This is a genomic window from Pseudomonas sp. H9, from assembly GCF_004353925.1.
Taxonomy (GTDB): Bacteria; Pseudomonadota; Gammaproteobacteria; order Pseudomonadales; family Pseudomonadaceae; genus Aquipseudomonas.
In genome coordinates this window covers 163,710-181,284 of the sequence record NZ_SMOK01000024.1, presented here as the reverse complement: position 1 = coordinate 181,284, position 17,575 = coordinate 163,710, and the positions used below count along the sequence as shown (strand labels likewise).

Sequence of the window (17,575 nt, the reverse complement as noted above, 5' to 3'; positions counted from 1 at the left end):
GATTCCAACATGAGCCAAGCAACCGCCACCCCCCTGCTGCCTCGCGGCGTCGATGCGGCCCACTTCGAGCAGGCCCTTTCCCAGTTCCGTGCCCTGCTGGGTGAGGACAATGTGCTGGTCAAAGATGACCAGCTGATTCCCTACAACAAAATCATGATGGCCGTGGACAACGCCGAACATGCCCCTGCCGCTGCGGTCACCGCGACCACCGTGGAGCAAGTACAAGGCGTGGTGAAGATCTGCAACCAGTTCAAGATCCCGATCTGGACCATCTCCACCGGGCGTAACTTTGGCTACGGCTCGGCGGCACCGGGCCAGCGCGGCCAGGTGATTCTCGACCTGAAGAAGATGAACAAGATCCTGCACGTCGACCCTGAGCTGTGCACCGCGCTGGTCGAGCCAGGGGTGACCTACCAACAGCTCTACGACTACATCCAGGAGCACAATCTGCCACTGATGCTGTCGTTCTCGGCGCCTTCGGCGATTGCCGGGCCGCTGGGCAACACCATGGACCGTGGCGTTGGTTACACCCCGTACGGCGAACACTTCCTCATGCAGTGCGGGATGGAAGTGGTGCTGGCCAATGGCGACGTGTACCGCACCGGCATGGGCGGGGTCAAAGGCGACAACGCCTGGCAGGTGTTCAAGTGGGGCTATGGCCCGACCCTGGACGGTATGTTCACCCAGGCCAACTATGGCATTTGCACCAAGATGGGCTTCTGGCTGATGCCAAAGCCACCAGTGTTCAAGCCGTTTGAAATCAAGTTCGAGAATCAGTCCGACATCGCCGAAATTGTCGAATTCATCCGTCCGCTGCGTATTGCTCAGATCATCCCCAACTCGGTGGTAATCGCCGGTGTGCTGTGGGAGGCCTCGACCTGCAATACCCGCCGCAGCGATTACACCACCGAGCCGGGCGCCACGCCCGACGCGATTCTCAAGCAAATCCAGAAAGACAAAAACCTCGGCGCCTGGAACGTGTACGCCGCCCTTTATGGCACCCAGGAACAGGTCGATGTGAACTGGAAGATCGTCACCGGCGCACTCAAGCAACTGGGCAAAGGCCGTATCGTCACCCAGGAAGAAGCTGGCGAAACCCAGCCGTTCAAGTACCGCGCACAACTGATGTCGGGCGTGCCTAACCTGCAAGAGTTCGGTCTGTACAACTGGCGTGGTGGTGGTGGTTCGATGTGGTTCGCGCCAGTCAGCCAGGCGCGCGGCAGCGAGTGCGACAAGCAGCAGGCGCTGGCGAAAAAGATCCTCAACAAGCATGGCCTGGACTACGTCGGCGAGTTCATCGTCGGTTGGCGTGACATGCACCATGTCATCGACGTGCTGTACGACCGCAGCAACCCGGAAGAAACCCAACGCGCCAATGCCTGCTTCGCCGAACTGCTGGATGTGTTCGAGCAAAATGGCTACGCCGTGTACCGCGTCAACACCGCCTTTCAGGAGCGCGTTGCGCAGAGTTACGGCCCAGTCAAACGCAAGGTTGAGCACGCGATCAAACGCGCGCTGGACCCGAACAACATCCTCGCCCCAGGCAAGTCCGGGATCGACCTGAACAACCCGTTCTAACACTGCTCTCCCCCGCCAGGGCGCACCTGGCGGGTACCTTTCGTTGACAGGAACACCAATGATTAACAAACACCTGCTCACTGCCTGCGCCCTGTTGCTGGCTGCCCCGTTGTGCCTTGCCGAAGGTGACGCCACTCAGGGCAAAGCCCTGTTCAATGGCCAGTGTGGCTTTTGCCACAGCACCGAGGCTGGCAAACACCTGATGGGCCCCAGCTTGCACGGCGTTGCCGGAAACGCCAGTGCCCAGGCAGCGGGCTTTAACTATTCGGCGGCGCTCAAAGGCAGCCAACTGCGTTGGGATGACGCCAGCCTCGATCGCTGGCTGGCGGGCCCTGCCACGGTGGTGCCGGGCAACATGATGATGTTCCCCGGCCAGGCCGATGCTCAGGCACGCCGTAATTTGATTGCGTACCTGAAGACCCTCAAGTAATTGGTTGGCGTGCTGTTGCCGCACCGCCACAGCACGCTCCGTCCATCATTCAACTGCGCCAACAGGATCTATAATCACGGCTCATTTGCCCGTGGAACGTCTTGATGTCGCAACCGCCTGCCACACCAAAGCCCCGACGCTTTCTGCCCCAGGCCTGCGCGCGCCCACGGCGCATGGTGGTCCTGTGTTTTCTGATCGCCTTCGCCATCAGCCTGGTGCTTGCCGGGCGCCAGTACTACCAGTTGCAACAGCATGAACTGGAAATCCGCGAACACAATCTGCAACTGCAAGCGCTGGCCATCGAGACGGTGGTGTTCAGCGGCAAGAGCCAGCTGCAATTTTTGCGTCACATCGCCGAACGCCTGTTGATCGAAGCACACGTGCAGCCCGCCATGCGCGGCCACGAAGCTGTGCTCTCGGCACTGCGTAACCGCCAGCAGCCGCTGTGGGGGCTGACAGTGCCCAAGTCCGATGCGCCGGTGCTGGCCATCAGCGATGCTGCGGTGGCTGACATCCACGGCCTGAGTCGTGATCCTCAGCAACTGGAAGAAGACTTGCACCTGTCACGGGTCATGAGCCAGGTACTGCCCGCGCAGTTTCAGGGCGAACCCAATCTGGCGCGGATCATGTTCCTCGCCAACTCTGGCATCGTCGTCGCCTACCCGGCACTGCGCGACGAGCAACTGGAGCCGATCCTGCGCAAATTTGCCAGCTCACCGTTGATGAGCCTGAACCGTGCCAATGCCGAAGACCTCGACATCGCCTTTTACCCGATGCCCGGCACTAATCTGGGCACGATGCCGCACGTGTTGCTGAGCACACCGGTGTACCTCAATGCGGTCATGCGTGGTGCACTGATCTACGACGTGCCGCAAACCAAATTGCAAAGCTACCTGTACCAGACCACTGGGAACGACGAGCAACATGCACTGATCGACAATGAAGGCAACCTGGTCGCCTCCAGCGACCAAGTGTTCAAGTCCCCCGAAGGCAGCTGGCTTTCAAGCTTGCCAGACGCTAACCCACGCTTATCGCTGCCCATGCTGTTCCAGCGTGACCACGGCACGATCAAGCTCGAAAACGGCTACCTGCAGTTCCGCGAACTGCAAGGCATTGACCTGATGCTGACCAACTACATCAGCGCTACCGACTTGCGAGCTGCGGTGAACAGGCAAATCGACATCCTGTTTTACGGTGTATGGTTGCTGTTGGCCTTGTTGATGATATTGACCCTGTACATTGTCGATCGCCTGTTCAAAGGCCAATTGCGCTTGAACCGCCAACTGCGGGAAATGGGTCTGGTCGACGGCCTCACCCAACTGGCCAACCGCCGCCGCCTGCAGTCGGACTTCGGCGGGTTGCTGCAGCGCCTGCGCGACGATCAGCCGGTGGCCTTGTGGATGCTCGACATCGACCGTTTCAAAAACATCAACGACACCTGGGGGCACAGCGCTGGCGACGAAGTGATCAAACACCTTGCCACCCTATGCCGCGCACTGGTTCGCCCCCAGGACCTGGTGGTGCGCTATGGCGGTGAAGAGTTCTGCGTGCTGATGCCGGACACCACCCTGGCCGACGCCACCCTTGTGGCTGAGCGCTTGCGCACTGCGACCGCTCAATCGGTGTGCGTGCCTGAAGCCAGCACCTTGCTTGCTGGTGCGCCGTCGCTGGAGATTCGCCTGACCGTATCCATTGGCGTGGCGGAACTGCGCGGCGACAACTGCCAAGGCCTGGAAGATCTGGTCGCCACTGCCGACCGACGTTTGTATGCGGCGAAAAAAGGTGGCCGCAACCAGGTGATCAACCGCGATTAATGCTTGTCTTCCTGTGGGAGCGGGCTTGCTGTGGGAGCGGGCTTGCCCCGCGATGCGATGGCACTGACAGATCGCAATCGCGGGGCAAGCCCGCTCCTACAGCGTCGGTTATAGGTGCCAGTCTTGTTTGTTGGCAAAGAAGGCTTGGGCGTTGTCCTCAAGGCTCTCCAGGTGATACCCGCCTTCCTGAACGATCAGGCACGGCATACCTAGACCGCGAATACGCTCACCCAAGGCAGCAAAGCCTTCGCGAGTCACCGCAACTTTGCTTTGCGGGTCCAGTTCGTAGATATCAAAGCCCAACGACAACACCAGTACCTCGGCGCCAAAGCCGCGCACCGCTGCCAGCGCCACGTCCAGTTGCTCGAGGAAGTCTGCTTCACTGGCGCCGTGAGGCATGGGCAGGTTCAGGTTGTAACCCTCCCCGGCGCCCTCGCCACGCTCTTCGGCAAAGCCCGCGACCGCCGGGTAGAAGTTAGTCGGGTCGCCGTGCACCGAGACGTACAGCACATCGTCGCGTTGGTAGAAGATTTCCTGAATGCCCTGGCCATGGTGCATGTCGGTGTCGAGCACGGCCACGCGGCCGAAGCGCTCGCGCAGCACCTGGGCGGCAATTGCCGCGTTGTTCAGGTAGCAGAAGCCACCTGCCGCTTCCGCGCGGGCGTGGTGCCCCGGCGGGCGGCAGAGGGCATAGGCCGCGGGCTCACCGTCGAGCAGCGCCTTGGCGCCCGCGACCGCGCTTTGTGCCGACCAATAAGCCGAGCGCCAGGTCTGTGCGCCGACCGGGCAACTGCCATCGGCCAGGTAACGGGCCGCCTGGGCCAGTACACCACGCAGGGTGTTAGGTTCACGCACGAAGATGTTCGACATCACCTCGTCGCCCCAGTCCTCGGGGATCTCTTCCCAGCGCGGGTGCGCCTCCTCCAGAAATCTCAGGTAGGCGCTACCGTGCACCGCCAGCAGCGGCTGCAGGCCGGCATCGGCCGGTTGGATGATGTCGAAACCGAGGTTGCGCGCGGCTTGCAACAGGTGCTGGGCACGCTCGGGCACTTCCTGTGGTATGCGCATCTGGCCACGCGAGTAGTAGCTGCGGGGATGATGCAGGAGCTGCTCGGGGTGGAAGTAACAACGCATGCGCTTCTCCTTAGTCGACACGGCCAGCACGGGCCAATACAGCGTTGAGCAACACATCGGCGCCTTGGCTGACGTGTTCTGGTAACACATCTTCGGCTTCGTTGTGGCTCAAGCCGCCCACGCAGGGAATGAACACCATCGCTGTCGGGCAGTAGCGCGCCAACAAGATAGCGTCGTGGCCAGCGCCACTGACAATCGATTGCTGACTGTAGCCCAGGCCATCGACTGCCGCTTGCACGGCCGCCACACACTCGGCATCGAACGGCGTCGCCGGGCTGACCCAGTGGCGGCTTATGCTGAGTTTCAGACCGCGCTGAGCGGCAATCGCCTGCAGGCGGCTGTTGACCTGTTGCTCCATGTCGGCAATGGCGTTGTCGCTGTGATGACGCAAATCGACAGTGAACTGCACACGCCCGGGAATGGTATTGCGCGACGACTTGCTGATGGTCAGTTCGCCGACTGTGGTCAGGCCCTGGGGAGCAAATTCACTGGCCAGTTGTTCAATTGCCTGAATCATCGGTGCGGCGCCATACAGCGCGTCTTTGCGCAGCGGCATCGGCGTGGTACCGGCATGGGCGGCCATGCCTTCGACCTGCACGTCGAGCCAACGAATGGCTTGGCCACCGCTGACCACGCCGATGCTCTTGGCGTTGTCTTCAAGGATCGGGCCCTGCTCGATGTGTGCTTCGAAATAGGCATCCACCGCGCCGCCCAAAGGCCGCGTACCCGCGTAACCGGTGCCCTGCAAGGCCTCGGCGACACTGACGCCGTCGGCATCGCGCACGGCCAAAGCATCCTCCAGCTTCATCGTGCCGGTGAACACCGCCGAGCCGAACATCGCCGGGGTGAAACGCGCGCCCTCTTCGTTGGTCCACACCGCCACTTCCACCGGTTTGCGGGTCTGGATCTGCAGCTCGTTGAGACGGCGCACAACCTCCAACCCGGCCAACACGCCGTACACACCATCGAAGCGTCCACCTTCAGGCTGGGTATCGAGGTGGCTGCCAATCATTACCGGGGCGGCCTGCGGGTCGGTACCGGGGCGACGGGCAAAAAGATTGCCAATAGGGTCAACGCTCAGGCTCATACCCGCCTCACGGCACCAGTGCGCAAACAGTTCACGTCCGGCCTTGTCTTCATCACTCAGGGCCAGGCGGCAACTGCCACCACGCGCCGTCGCACCGATTTCGGCCATGGCCATCAGGCTCGCCCACAGGCGTTCGCCGTTGCTTTTCAACATTGCAACTACTCCAGAATTCATTAAGGGATCAGGCCATTTCCAGGCGATGGGTAGCCGCATGACGGCGGGCCAGGGCCAGCACGCAGAGCAGCGAGATGGCGGCAATCACGCTGTAGAACAGCGCCATCGGCCACCACTGGCCAACAAATTTGTGTGCCAGCCAGGTGCCGACCAAGGGCGTCAGGCCGCCAGCAATTGCACCGCACACCTGATAGGCCAGGGAGATTGCCGTGTAGCGCACTCGGGTCTCGAACATGCCACTGACGTAACCGGCGATCACCGCATAGAACGACGCCATGCACACCACCGCCAGGGCGATACCAACGATAATCAGCGGCGCCTGGCCGGAGCTGACCAGCACGAACATCGGGTACGGCGAAGCCATGGCCAGCAGCGACACCAGGCAAAGGAAACGTGTGGCACCGATCTTCTCGGCGATCCAGGCCGCTGCTGGCTGAATGCAGAACTGAATGATCGCCACCACAAACAGGCACTCCAGAATCAGCGAGCGTGGCAAGGCCAGTTGCTGGGTGCTGTAGGCAATCATGAAGGTATTGGTGAAATACACCCCGGCGATTCCCAGAGTATTGGCGCCAATGCACAGCAACAGCGGACGCCAGGCGGTACGCAGCACCTCCATGACCGGCGCCTGCTCCTTGCGCTTGGCGTTGATCGCTTGCTCACGGCTGGCAAGGAATTCCGGTGACTCATTAACGCCCAGGCGAATGGCCAGGCCGACCAACAGCAGCAGAGCACTGGCGAGGAACGGCAAGCGCCAGCCCCAGCTCATCAGGTCTTCTTCAGGCAAGCGGGTCACTGCGCTAAAAGCCAGCAGCGACAGAATCAAACCGGCCGGGCTGCCCAACTGGGCGAACGAGGCGAAGAAGTTACGTCGCCCCTTGGGTGCATGCTCCCCGGCCATCAACACTGCGCCGCCCCACTCGCCGCCCACGGCAATGCCCTGAACAATACGCAGCAGAATCAGCAGCACTGGTGCGGTGGCACCGATTTGCGCATAGGTCGGCAACAAACCGATGCATACGGTGACCACGCCCATCATCAGCAAGGTGATCACCAGTGACTTCTTGCGCCCGATCCGGTCACCGATATGGCCAAAGACGATCCCGCCCAAGGGCCTGGCAAAAAAGCCCACAGCGAAGGTGCCGAAGGCGGCCATGGTGCTGAACAGTTTGTCGTCGGAGGGAAAGAACAAAGCGCCGAACACCAGAGCGGCGGCGGTCGCGTAGATGTAAAAGTCGTACCACTCGATCATGGTGCCGATAAAGGCGGCAGCGGCAGCCCGGCGAGGCTGGGGCGAAGCGGAAGGCTTCATGGTCAGGCTCCTTTGATTATTTTTCTGGCAGGAGGGAACGGTGCGTTCGCGGCGCTCTGATGACGCCTGTATGACCACGATTTTTCGTCTGCGGGCTATGATTAGTCAATTTTCTATTTATTATTCACAGTATTACCCAGCCTTATAGTTAACCCAGGGCCCTGCCATGTCTGATCGCTTGCTCAACGACCGCCTGGACTGGAACCTTTTGCGCACCTTTCGGGTGATCGGCCAAGAGCTAAGCATCAGCCGTGCCGCCGCGCGCTTGCACCTGACTCAACCGGCGGTCAGCCAGGCGCTCAAGCGTCTGGAAGAACAGCTTGGCCGTCAGCTCATTGCCCGTCGCGGGCCACGCTTTGCCCTGACTGAAGTGGGCGAACAGATCTTCCACCTGGCCGGTGAAATCTACGGGCAGATGTCACAGGTCAGCAGCGTGTTGGAACAACCAGCGGATGAAGTGATCGGCAAAGTCCGCCTGCTGATGATCAGCCGTATCGTCTACGCGCGTTTCGACAGTTTTCTGGCTGACTTCCACCGCCAGCACCCGCGGGTGGATCTGGAAATCGACGTGATGCGCAGCTCCGACATCGTCAGCGCCCTGCAGGAAAAAACCGCGACCCTGGGCCTGAGCCTTAACCGCCGCCCACAACCGCGCCTGGAACAGCGCTTGTTCCTGAGCCAGCGCTACGCTTTTTTCTGCGGCAAACACCATGGGCTGTTTGGCAAGCACGACGTTGCCGAGGGCGATTTACAGCGGGAGAACTTCGTCAGCTTCGCCAGCGACCAGATTGGCGGGATGCTTTCGCCGCTGACGATTTTCCGTGACCAACAAGGCTTCAGCGGGCGCATCGTTGCCTCTTCGCCGAGCCTGGAAGAAGTCCGCCGTCTGGTGATTGCCGGGTACGGTGTGGGCTGCCTGCCCGCCCATGCGGTGGCAGCGGATGTCGAAGCCGGCCTGCTCTGGCCGTTGCCGCCGTATGACGGCATCGCCGATGTCGACATTCACCTGTTGTGGAACCGTGAGCAGCGCATGAGCCGTGCAGAGGCGGTGTTTCTTGAAGCGCTGCAAGCCACATTGTGAACAGGAACTGCGGGAATGCTCTGTGGGAGCGGGCTTGCCCCGCGATGCTCTGTGACTGACACACCGCCATCGCGGGGCAAGCCCGCTCCCACAGAGGTCGATAAAAGTCGGGAATTGTGTGTGATTTAATCGACACCCTAACAAGTCGCAAAATCAGCCAAAGCAGCGAGATAGAGCCATCACCTGAAAAACCCCGTCACAACCCTGTAACAATTTGTCAGAATTTAATTGACACAGCTATCCCACTCTTCTTAAGGTCCACCTGCCTCATCGCTCCAAAAAAATAATTCCAAATACATTCGGGCAAGTGCCATCCATGATGCCAGTCTTTTCACGCGCACCTAACAAAGAGAACCAAGGACGCGTTCTCACCGTTTCATCCCGCAAGACAGCGATAGCAAGCGCCCGCTCCTTCCGGAATCAGGAGCACACCCCGCATGCAGAGTAACAACGTCACTGCCTCCGGCACCCAGTTCAAGAAAACCCTGAAACTCTGGCAAGTGGTCATCATCGGCCTGGCTTACATCGCCCCGATGACCGTCTTCGACACCTTCGGCATTGTCTCTGGTATCACCGATGGGCATGTGCCCAGCGCTTATGTGCTGGCCCTGCTCGGCATTCTCTTCACCGCTGTCAGCTACGGCACCCTGGTGCGCCGTTTTCCTGAATCCGGCTCGGCCTACACCTACACCCGCCGGGCGATCAACCCGCATGTGGGCTTTCTGGTGGGATGGTCGTCATTGCTCGATTACCTGCTGCTGCCGATGGTCAACGCCTTGCTGGCCAAGCTCTACCTGTCAGTGATGTTCCCGGAGGTCCCGGCATGGGCCTGGGTCGTGGGCTTTGTCACCATCATGAGCCTGATCAACATCCGCAGCATCAACCTGGTGGCCAACTTCAACACCCTGTTCGTGGCGATCCAGGCAGTCATCATCGGGGTGTTCATTTACCTGACCATTCGCGGCCTGCACAACGGCGAAGGCCTGGGCACCAGCTGGAGCCTGCTACCGTTTGCCGGTGAAGACACGCACCTCAACGCACTGGTCGCCGGTGCCACCATCCTGTGTTTCTCGTTCCTGGGCTTCGATGCGGTAACCACACTGTCGGAAGAAACCGAAAACGCCGAGAAGGTGATTCCGCGGGCAATCTTCCTGATCGCGCTGATCGGTGGCCTGGTGTTCATCGTCGTGTCGTTCTACATCCAGTCGTTCTTCCCGAACATGGACCGTTTCCAGGATCATGAAGCCGCCCTGCCGGAAATCGCCTTGTATGTGGGTGGCAAGCTGTTCCAGTCGATCTTCATTTGCTGCACGTTCATCAATACCCTGGCCTCCGGCCTGGCGTCGCAGGCCAGTGTGTCGCGCCTGCTGTATGTGATGGGCCGCGACAACGTCATCCCAAAACGCTACTTCGGACGCCTGCACGGCAAGTGGAAAACTCCAGCGGTGAACATCGTCATCGTCGGGTTCATTTCCCTGTCGGCGATTTTCTTCGACCTGGTCACCGCCACCTCGGTGATCAACTTCGGCGCCCTGGTTGCGTTCAGCTTCGTCAACCTCTCGGTCATCGTTCACTGCTATTTGCGAGAAGGCCGCAGCAAGACCCTGGCCGACAAGTTCAAGTACCTGGTGGTCCCGACCATAGGCTTTTGCATCATCGCCATCTTGTGGCTGGACCTCGATGAGCACTCGCTGATGTTCGGTGGGGTCTGGGCGGCGTTAGGTGTGCTGTACCTGGCGTACCTGACCAAAGCCTTCAAGGTTGCACCACCGAGTTTCATTGCCGAGTAAATCTATGAACATGGCCCGTCGATTTCGATGGGCCTTTTACTGTCCACTTCCCTGAAATCACAAGGACGTCACCATGCTGCGCAGCCTGCTCATTCAATGGAAGATCACCCTGCTCGCCGGCTTTTGCCTGCTGACCATCGTGGTACTGCTGATGGGGGCCGCGTTGTTTCAATCCACCCGCAGCGCTGCGCTGGTGAACAGCGCCAGCACACAACTGCTCGACCAGAACGCCCGCCTGCGCTTGCACACCTATGCCCAGTTGCAAGCCGTGCGCATCCAGCGCTACTTCAAGGACGCTTATCTGTATGGCAATGGTGTCGCGCACCTGATGATGGTGCTCAAGGCCCAAGGCGCCGACAACCTGCGCCAGCAGCTCACCCAGCAAGCACATACCGCGTTGGGTGATAACCCTGAACTGCTGGGCCTGTACCTGGTGTTCCTGCCCGACGCGCTGGATGGCAAAGACGCAGCGTTCACCGACCAGGCCGAGCTGGGCAGCAATGAAACCGGACGCTTTTCGCTGTATTGGTCGCAACCGCAACCCGGTCAGCTGGAGTCAGAGGCCATGCCCGAATCCATGCTGGCCGACACCAGTCTTGGTGCCAACGGCTTTCCTTACAACCGCTGGCTGACCTGCCCGCTGGAAACCGGTGAAGCCTGCGTCATTGACCCGTATTTCGATACCGTCGGCGACCGCACGCCGCTGATGACCAGCATTGCCATCCCACTCAAGCAAGACGGTAAGGTGATTGGCGTGATGGGCCTGGACATCAGCCTCGACAACTTGCAGCAGTTGAGCCTGGACGGCCGTCAGGACTTGTTTGACGGTAACGGTCAGGTCAGCATTGTCAGCCCTGCGGGCCTGCTGGCCGGGCACAGCCGTGATGGTAAGCAGTTAAGCAAGACCCTTGAAGCGGTGTTCGGCCAGCAAGCCGCAGCCCTGTCGCAGCAGATGCGTGCGGGCAAAGCGGCTGAGTTCAGCGACAACGGCATGCTCCAGGTCAGCCAGTCGTTTGCCCCGGTCCCCGGCGCACAACCCTGGAGTGTATTGCTGGAAGTGCCAGAGCAAGTGCTGCAGGCGCCTGCCCTTGAACTGACCACACGCCTGGATGCGCACAACAGCAGCGCCAACCTTAACAGCCTGCTGATGGCTCTGGCCGCTGCGGTGCTGGGCCTGATCGTGATCTGGATGACCGCGCGCGGGGTGACGCGTCCGATCCTCGGTGTGGCGGCGATGCTCAAAGACATCGCCAGCGGCGAAGGCGACCTGACCCGCCGCCTGGACTATACGCGCAAGGATGAACTGGGTGAGCTGGTCAGTTGGTTCAACCGCTTCCTCGACAAACTGCAACCGGTGATCGCCAACGTCAAAGCCTCAGTACAAGATGCACGCGGCACCGCTGACCAATCGGCGGCGATTGCCAGCCAGACCAGTGCGGGCATGCAGCAGCAATACCGTGAAGTCGACCAGGTAGCCACGGCCTCGCACGAGATGAGCGCCACCGCCCAAGACGTGGCCCGCAACGCTGCACAGGCGGCTGAAGCAGCACGCGGCGCTGATCTGGCCACACGCGAAGGTCTGGAGCTGATCCGCAGCACTACGCGTGCCATCGAACAGCTGGCTTGCGAAATGAACGCGGGGATGGAAGAAGTGCAGCAGCTTGCCAGCCGTAGTGAGCAGATCGGCTCGGTGCTTGAAGTAATCCGCGCCATTGCCGAGCAAACCAATCTACTGGCCCTGAATGCGGCCATCGAAGCGGCACGTGCCGGTGAAGCTGGCCGCGGCTTTGCTGTAGTGGCCGATGAAGTGCGCAACCTGGCCAAACGTACCCAGGACTCGGTCGAAGAGATCCGTACAGTGATCGAAGGTTTGCAACAAGGTACCCGCGAGGTGGTGGGCTCGATGCACAGCAGTCATCGCCAGGCCCAGGGCAGCGTGGCCCAGGCCGAGCAAGCAGTGCCGGCGTTGCAACGGATTGGCGATGCGGTGGCGGTGATTACCGACATGAACCTGCAAATCGCCTCTGCTGCTGAAGAACAAAGCGCAGTGGCTGAAGAAGTGAACCGCAACGTAGCGAGTATTCGCGACGTGACCGAGTCGTTGTCTGAGCAGGCGCAGGAATCGGCGCAGATCAGCCAGGCCTTGAACCGCCTGGCCAATCACCAGCAGAGCTTGATGGCGACGTTCAAGGTGTAACCGCCTCGATGGAAGAAGACTTGCTGTAGGAGCGGGCTTGCCCCGCGATGCAATGTGGCTGGTAGATTGCAATCGCGGGGCAAGCCCGCTCCCACTGAGCAAGACAGTGCTCCCACCTACGTCAGCAGGTGCCGATCACTTGTTTGAGCATGTGTTTGAAGGTTTCGATCTGCTCCGCAGAACAACCGGCAAACACCCTGCCCTGCTGCTCGGAAGCAATGGTCCACAACGCTTCGGTCTGTTCGACACCCGCAGGCGTCAGGCCAAAGCAACCGCCAGCCAGGTCTTCGACCAGGCCTTTGCGCTTGAGAATATCCACCGACTGTTCAATCTCGCGCATGGGCATCGCCACCTCACGCTGCAAGCCGTTCATGTCCAGGCCGGCATCGTTCTCCAGCACCATGAGCATACGCGCCTCGCTGGTGCGCAAGCCGGTAGCCAGTTGGCGCGGCTGGTAGTCCGCCTGGTAGCTGCGTACCGCCTGGGTCATCAGGTAATACAGGTTATGGCTCAACCGCCCTTGAAAGGCGCTCTTGCCGGTACCTTCAGGTCGCGACGTCAGGCGCGGGTGCGGCAGCACCGAGGAATAAGCCCCTTGGTGATAAAGCAGCGGCGATCGACCGAAGTCGTCAAAGGCGATCACTTTGCCAATCAGAATCCAGTGATCACCACCGTCTACTTGTTGATGCATTTCACACTGAAAGCGCGCTGCGCAGTCACTGAACAGCGGTGCGCCACCGGCACCTTCTTCGTAGTCGATGCCGGCAAATTTGTCGTCTTTGGGGCGGGCGAACTGATTGGACAAATCAATCTGGTCAGCCGCCAGGATGTTCACCGCGAAGTGGCTGGCATCATTGAACACGTCGTAGCTGGTGGAGCGTTTGTCGATACTCCAGAGAATCAGTGCCGGGTCCAATGAAACCGAGTTGAAACTGTTGGCCGTGACGCCGGCTTTGCGACCGCCAACGGCGGCGGTCATGATCGTCACACCAGTAGCGAAATTGCCCAAGGCACGGCGAAAGGCGCGCGGATCGAAGCCCGCTTCTTGTGGGTTATTCATGATGCCCTCAGGGCCGGGCGAACCCGGCAGGTCGATTCAAAAATGAGCGTATGGCTTCAAACCATGCTGGGGTCAGGCTCAAGCCCCATCAACTCACGCCCCAGAATCTGTGAACAGACATCATAGTCGGTGTAGGCATGGGCTGCGGTCATGTGCGAGTCGCGCCACAAGCGCTGCAGCTCGTTGCTTTCCATCCAGGCAGTACCGCCTGCGGCTTCAAACAGGCGATCGACCGCCTGCACGCACATTTTTACCGCATAACCTTGGTTGGTGCGCCAGAACGCCAGGGTTTCGCGGCTCGGGTACTCATGGCGCTCGCCATGCTCGGCGTGGTCGCGCCAGGTCTTCTCCAGGAACGCCCGGGCGGCGGCGACCTGGTGGGTCGATTCGGCCAGGCGCATCAGCGCTGGGGTGGCGACACCGACATTGACGCCCGTGTAGGCACGTACGCGGTTGCGGGTTTTCTCTTTGAACGCCTCAAGCATACGCTCGGCGATACCCAGGCTGATGGTGGCGAAACCACTGGCGAAGTACGGACGATAGGGGGTGTAGAAGATCTTGCTGTCGGGGTACAAACCAAAGCCGGCCGACTTGCCTTCCATCATGTCCTTGGCTTTTTGAATGCGGTGTTCAGGGACGAACACGTTGTCGATCGACAGGGTTTTGGTGCCGCTGCCCTTCATGCCAACGGCATACCAGTCATCCAGAATCTGATAGTCGCTGCGTGGCAGCACAGCGAAGCAGTAATCCTGGGCGCCCTCGGCATTCACCCGGCGGCAGCCGACAATTGCCCATTCGGCGTGGTCGCTACCACTGCTCCAGCCCATCTGGCCGCTGAACATGACACCCCCTTCGACCTCTTCCACCTTGCCGAACGGCGCAATCGAACTGCTGGCAGTGGCATCCGGGTTAGCGCCCCAGATTTCATCCTGCAATTGCTTGGGGAACATCGCCAGTTGGTGGCTGTGGGTACACAACAGGCTCATGGCCCAGGCGGTACTGGCGCAGGCGCCGGCCAGCAAAGCGATGCAGTCGCAGAAATCCGGCAGGGACATTTCCAGGCCACCGAACGGCTTGGGCTGAAACGCACGGTGCAGGCCAATGCCTTTGAGCATGGCAATGTTCTCAGCCGGGACCATACGGTCTTGCTCGGCTTGAGCGGCATTGGCGGCGATGGCAGGGAGGATCTCCTTGAGGGCCTCAAGGAGTGGCGTTGGCTTTTTCATTGTGAGCGACCTTGTTGTTAGAAATTCGCTTAGTTCTGAGGAGGATTATGCGCAGCCCGAACAGTGCTAAAAATGGACATTTCGAACTCTGCATTGCACTTTCCATGGCTTTTTGGGTGGGAGTGGGCTTGCCCCGCGATTGCGGTTTGTCAGTCAGATCGCATCACGGGGCAAGCCCGCTCCTACCGGTTCAAAAAAATTGTTAACAAGGCAACGAACCCAGTACGATAACGCCCCCTTCTTGCTCCGGAGCGGTTCTCTGTCATGCGTCACTGGCCCAGCTCCCTGCGCGCTCTGCGCCATCGCAATTTCCGCCTGTATTTCTTCGGCCACGCGATTTCCACGCTGGGAACCTGGATTCAGCAGGTGGCATTGAGCTGGCTGATTTACCGGCTGACCGACTCGGTCGCCCTGCTCGGCCTGACCACCTTCGCCGCACTGATTCCGCAATTGCTGGTGGGGCCGTTTGCCGGTGCCTGGATTGATCGACATGACAAGCGCCGTTTGCTGATCATGGTGGAATCAGCCCTCGCGGTGCAGGCACTGATCCTCGCCGGTTTGACTGCCAGCCAACTGATCGGGCCGACGCTGATCGTGCTCATGGCTGTGCTGCTCGGCATACTCAATGCGGTCGACACGCCGCTGCGCCAGTCGTTGCTCAGCCAGTTCGTCGACGACCGTCAAGACCTGCCCAACGCCCTGGCCCTCAACGCCATGTTGTTCACCCTGTCACGTTTTATCGGCCCGCCATTGGCCGGGCTGCTATTGGCGGTGGTCAGCGAAGCGGTGTGCTTCACCCTTAACGCCGTGTCGTATCTGGCCTTGGTGATCGGCCTGGCCTGTGTACGCCAGTTGCCCTCGCCACGGGCCAGCGGTTCGTTTGGCAATGTGTTCCGCGAGGGATTGCGCTATGCGCTGGACACCCCTCACGTGAAGCAACTGATGCTCAGTGTGATGGTGATCAACCTCACCGCTTCTACCTACGTGGTACTGCTACCGGTGTTTGCCCGCGACATTTTTGCCGGAGACGCGCGCACCCTCGGTTGGCTGTGGGGTGCCGCCGGGCTGGGGTCATTGGCCGCCAGTGTGGTGCTGGCCGGCCATCGCAACACCACGCCAATGGAGCGCTTGATACTGGCCAGTGCGGCAAGCAGCGCCCTGGCCATGCTGGTGTTCGCCGCCAGCACGCAGCTGTGGTTGTCACTGCTGGCCATGGCTGCGCTGGGCTTTGGCATTACCCTGTGCAATGTCGGCACCAACATCGTGCTGCAGAGCCAGGCACCGGAAGCGCTACGGGGTCGGGTGGTAGCCCTGTACACCTCGACACGCTTCGGGTTTGACGCCATTGGCGGCTTGCTGGCCGGCCTTGTTGCCGCACAGTTGGGAGCACCGACGGTGTTGCTCGGTGCCGGCGCATTGCTGTTGGTCTACTGCGCCTGGGCCGTGCGCCGCCCAGGCATCAGCCACGGCTGAGGCGGTAGGCCAGAAAGGCGCCCATACCGGCACCGCCCACCACCAGCGCCATCGGCCAGGGGCTGCCGTCGTACAGGGCACCGACCAGCGCACTGGCCAAGGTGCCCAGGCCAAATTGCAGGGCAACTGCCAACCCGGCAGCCGCCCCGGCCTGACGCGGGAAAATCGCCATCAAACAGGCCAGGCAGTTGGCCGCGACCAGGCCGGTTACGCTGACGAACAGCAGCACACACAGCACCAGTGCCGGCAGACCTCCCAGCGCAGTACCAGCACACACCAGTAATGCAATACCAGCGCCCGCAGCCAACGTTGCGCCAAAGCCAAGCATGCGCTGCGACCCCAGGCGCCTGACCCAACGCGCATTGATGAAGCTCATGCTCATGATCCCGGCAATGTTCAGGGCAAACAGCCAGGCATAGTGCTGTGCGGACACGCCAAAATACTGGATGTAGACGAAGGGCGAAGCGGTGATGAACGCAAACATTCCGGCGAAGGTCAGGCCCATGCACAGGATGTAGCCCAACGCCTGCGGCGTACGGGCAATGTCGCCATAGGCTTTGAACACGCTCAGTAGCGAAGCACCGCGTGCCTGTGGTGGATGGGTTTCCGGGATGTAGCGCATCACTAACAGCAGACACACACCGGCAAAGCCGAGCAGCACCAGAAACAGCACACGCCAGCCACTCCACAGCATCAAGTAACTGCCCAACAGTGGCGCCACCAGCGTGGCGATCATGGTCACCTGCTGCATCAGCGACAGTACCCGAGCGGCGTCGTTGAGCGGGAACAGGTCACGGACAATGACCCGTGCCAGCACCGACGCTGCCGCCCCGCCCAACGCCTGCACCAGGCGCCAGCCAATCAACTGGCCCGGCCCGCTGGCCAGGGCGCAACCGACACTGGCGAGCATGTACAGGACAATCCCGGCCAGCAGCAGATTGCGTCGACCAAAGCGGTCGGACAGCGGCCCGTAGAACAACATGCCTAGGCTGAAACCGGCGAGGAACAGACTGATGGTCAGTTGGATCTGCTGCTCGCTGGCCCGCAGATCGGTGGCAATCAGTGGCAGGCTGGGCAGGTACATATCAATAGACAGGGGCCCGAAGGCCACCAGGGCGGCGAGCAGAACAATCAAACGGTGGGGCATGGGGACTCCAAAGCGTCGCGGGGCAAGCCCGCTCCCACAGATTCTCAACCTGTGGGAGCAGGCTTGCCCCGC

Annotated in this window: 13 protein-coding genes and 1 pseudogene; 8 read left to right on the top strand and 6 right to left on the bottom strand. The window is 60.6% G+C overall.

Translation table 11 applies throughout. From position 1 onward, the window contains the following. Window positions 1–9: 9 nt before the first annotated feature. The 3 genes from E1573_RS19355 (at window position 10) to E1573_RS19345 (ending at window position 3,822) form a co-directional block, all read left to right on the top strand. Complete coding sequence (locus E1573_RS19355; protein WP_133216179.1) at window positions 10–1,578, top strand: FAD-binding oxidoreductase; 1,569 nt, start codon at window positions 10–12, stop codon at window positions 1,576–1,578. A gap of 58 nt (window positions 1,579–1,636) precedes the next feature. Then, entirely contained in the window at window positions 1,637–2,008 is a 372-nt protein-coding gene (locus tag E1573_RS19350; RefSeq protein ID WP_133216178.1) for a cytochrome c family protein, read from the top strand. A gap of 104 nt (window positions 2,009–2,112) precedes the next feature. After that, window positions 2,113–3,822, top strand: a complete 1,710-nt coding sequence (locus tag E1573_RS19345) for a diguanylate cyclase (RefSeq protein ID WP_133216177.1) — start codon at window positions 2,113–2,115, stop codon at window positions 3,820–3,822. Between the two features lie 108 nt (window positions 3,823–3,930). Here E1573_RS19345 and E1573_RS19340 read toward each other — a convergent pair whose 3' ends face one another. Genes E1573_RS19340 through E1573_RS19330 form a run of 3 tightly spaced genes read right to left on the bottom strand, consistent with a single transcriptional unit; the run spans window position 3,931 to window position 7,529 of the window. Then, window positions 3,931–4,956 (bottom strand): histone deacetylase family protein, encoded by a 1,026-nt coding sequence (locus E1573_RS19340; protein ID WP_133216176.1) that lies wholly within the window; start codon window positions 4,954–4,956, stop codon window positions 3,931–3,933. A gap of 10 nt (window positions 4,957–4,966) precedes the next feature. After that, window positions 4,967–6,196: a Zn-dependent hydrolase gene (locus E1573_RS19335; protein ID WP_133216175.1), complete on the bottom strand. Its 1,230-nt coding sequence runs from the start codon at window positions 6,194–6,196 to the stop codon at window positions 4,967–4,969. Window positions 6,197–6,224: 28 nt separating this feature from the next. Beyond that, the gene (locus E1573_RS19330; RefSeq protein ID WP_133216174.1) at window positions 6,225–7,529 is read right to left on the bottom strand and encodes an MFS transporter; all 1,305 of its coding nucleotides are present in this window, start codon (window positions 7,527–7,529) and stop codon (window positions 6,225–6,227) included. 166 nt (window positions 7,530–7,695) lie between these two features. On the opposite strand from E1573_RS19330, the gene E1573_RS19325 reads away from it, so the two are divergent. From E1573_RS19325 to E1573_RS27275, 4 genes and pseudogenes are all read left to right on the top strand, one after another. Beyond that, window positions 7,696–8,610, top strand: coding sequence for a LysR family transcriptional regulator (locus tag E1573_RS19325; RefSeq protein ID WP_133216173.1), 915 nt, complete (start codon window positions 7,696–7,698; stop codon window positions 8,608–8,610). Window positions 8,611–9,047: 437 nt separating this feature from the next. Continuing rightward, the gene (locus tag E1573_RS19320; RefSeq protein WP_133216172.1) at window positions 9,048–10,400 is read left to right on the top strand and encodes an APC family permease; all 1,353 of its coding nucleotides are present in this window, start codon (window positions 9,048–9,050) and stop codon (window positions 10,398–10,400) included. 73 nt (window positions 10,401–10,473) lie between these two features. Further along, window positions 10,474–11,739: pseudogene (locus E1573_RS27280) on the top strand (HAMP domain-containing protein); the annotation flags it as partial. Window positions 11,740–11,841: 102 nt separating this feature from the next. Then, window positions 11,842–12,597: a methyl-accepting chemotaxis protein gene (locus E1573_RS27275; protein ID WP_371925195.1), complete on the top strand. Its 756-nt coding sequence runs from the start codon at window positions 11,842–11,844 to the stop codon at window positions 12,595–12,597. A gap of 121 nt (window positions 12,598–12,718) precedes the next feature. Here the strand turns inward: E1573_RS27275 and E1573_RS19310 are convergent, their stop codons facing one another. Beyond that, on the bottom strand, window positions 12,719–13,657 hold the full coding sequence (locus E1573_RS19310; protein WP_133216170.1) for a p-hydroxyphenylacetate 3-hydroxylase reductase component: 939 nt from the start codon (window positions 13,655–13,657) through the stop codon (window positions 12,719–12,721). Window positions 13,658–13,713: 56 nt separating this feature from the next. After that, window positions 13,714–14,883 (bottom strand): p-hydroxyphenylacetate 3-hydroxylase oxygenase component, encoded by a 1,170-nt coding sequence (locus E1573_RS19305; protein WP_133216169.1) that lies wholly within the window; start codon window positions 14,881–14,883, stop codon window positions 13,714–13,716. 264 nt (window positions 14,884–15,147) lie between these two features. On the opposite strand from E1573_RS19305, the gene E1573_RS19300 reads away from it, so the two are divergent. Further along, on the top strand, window positions 15,148–16,356 hold the full coding sequence (locus tag E1573_RS19300) for an MFS transporter (RefSeq protein WP_133216168.1): 1,209 nt from the start codon (window positions 15,148–15,150) through the stop codon (window positions 16,354–16,356). Here E1573_RS19300 and E1573_RS19295 read toward each other — a convergent pair. After that, window positions 16,343–17,503 carry a Bcr/CflA family multidrug efflux MFS transporter gene (locus E1573_RS19295; RefSeq protein ID WP_133216167.1) on the bottom strand — a complete coding sequence of 387 codons (1,161 nt, stop codon included), beginning with the start codon at window positions 17,501–17,503 and terminating at the stop codon, window positions 16,343–16,345. The two genes, E1573_RS19300 and E1573_RS19295, sit on opposite strands and share 14 nt — an antisense overlap. Between the last annotated feature and the right edge of the window lie 72 nt (window positions 17,504–17,575).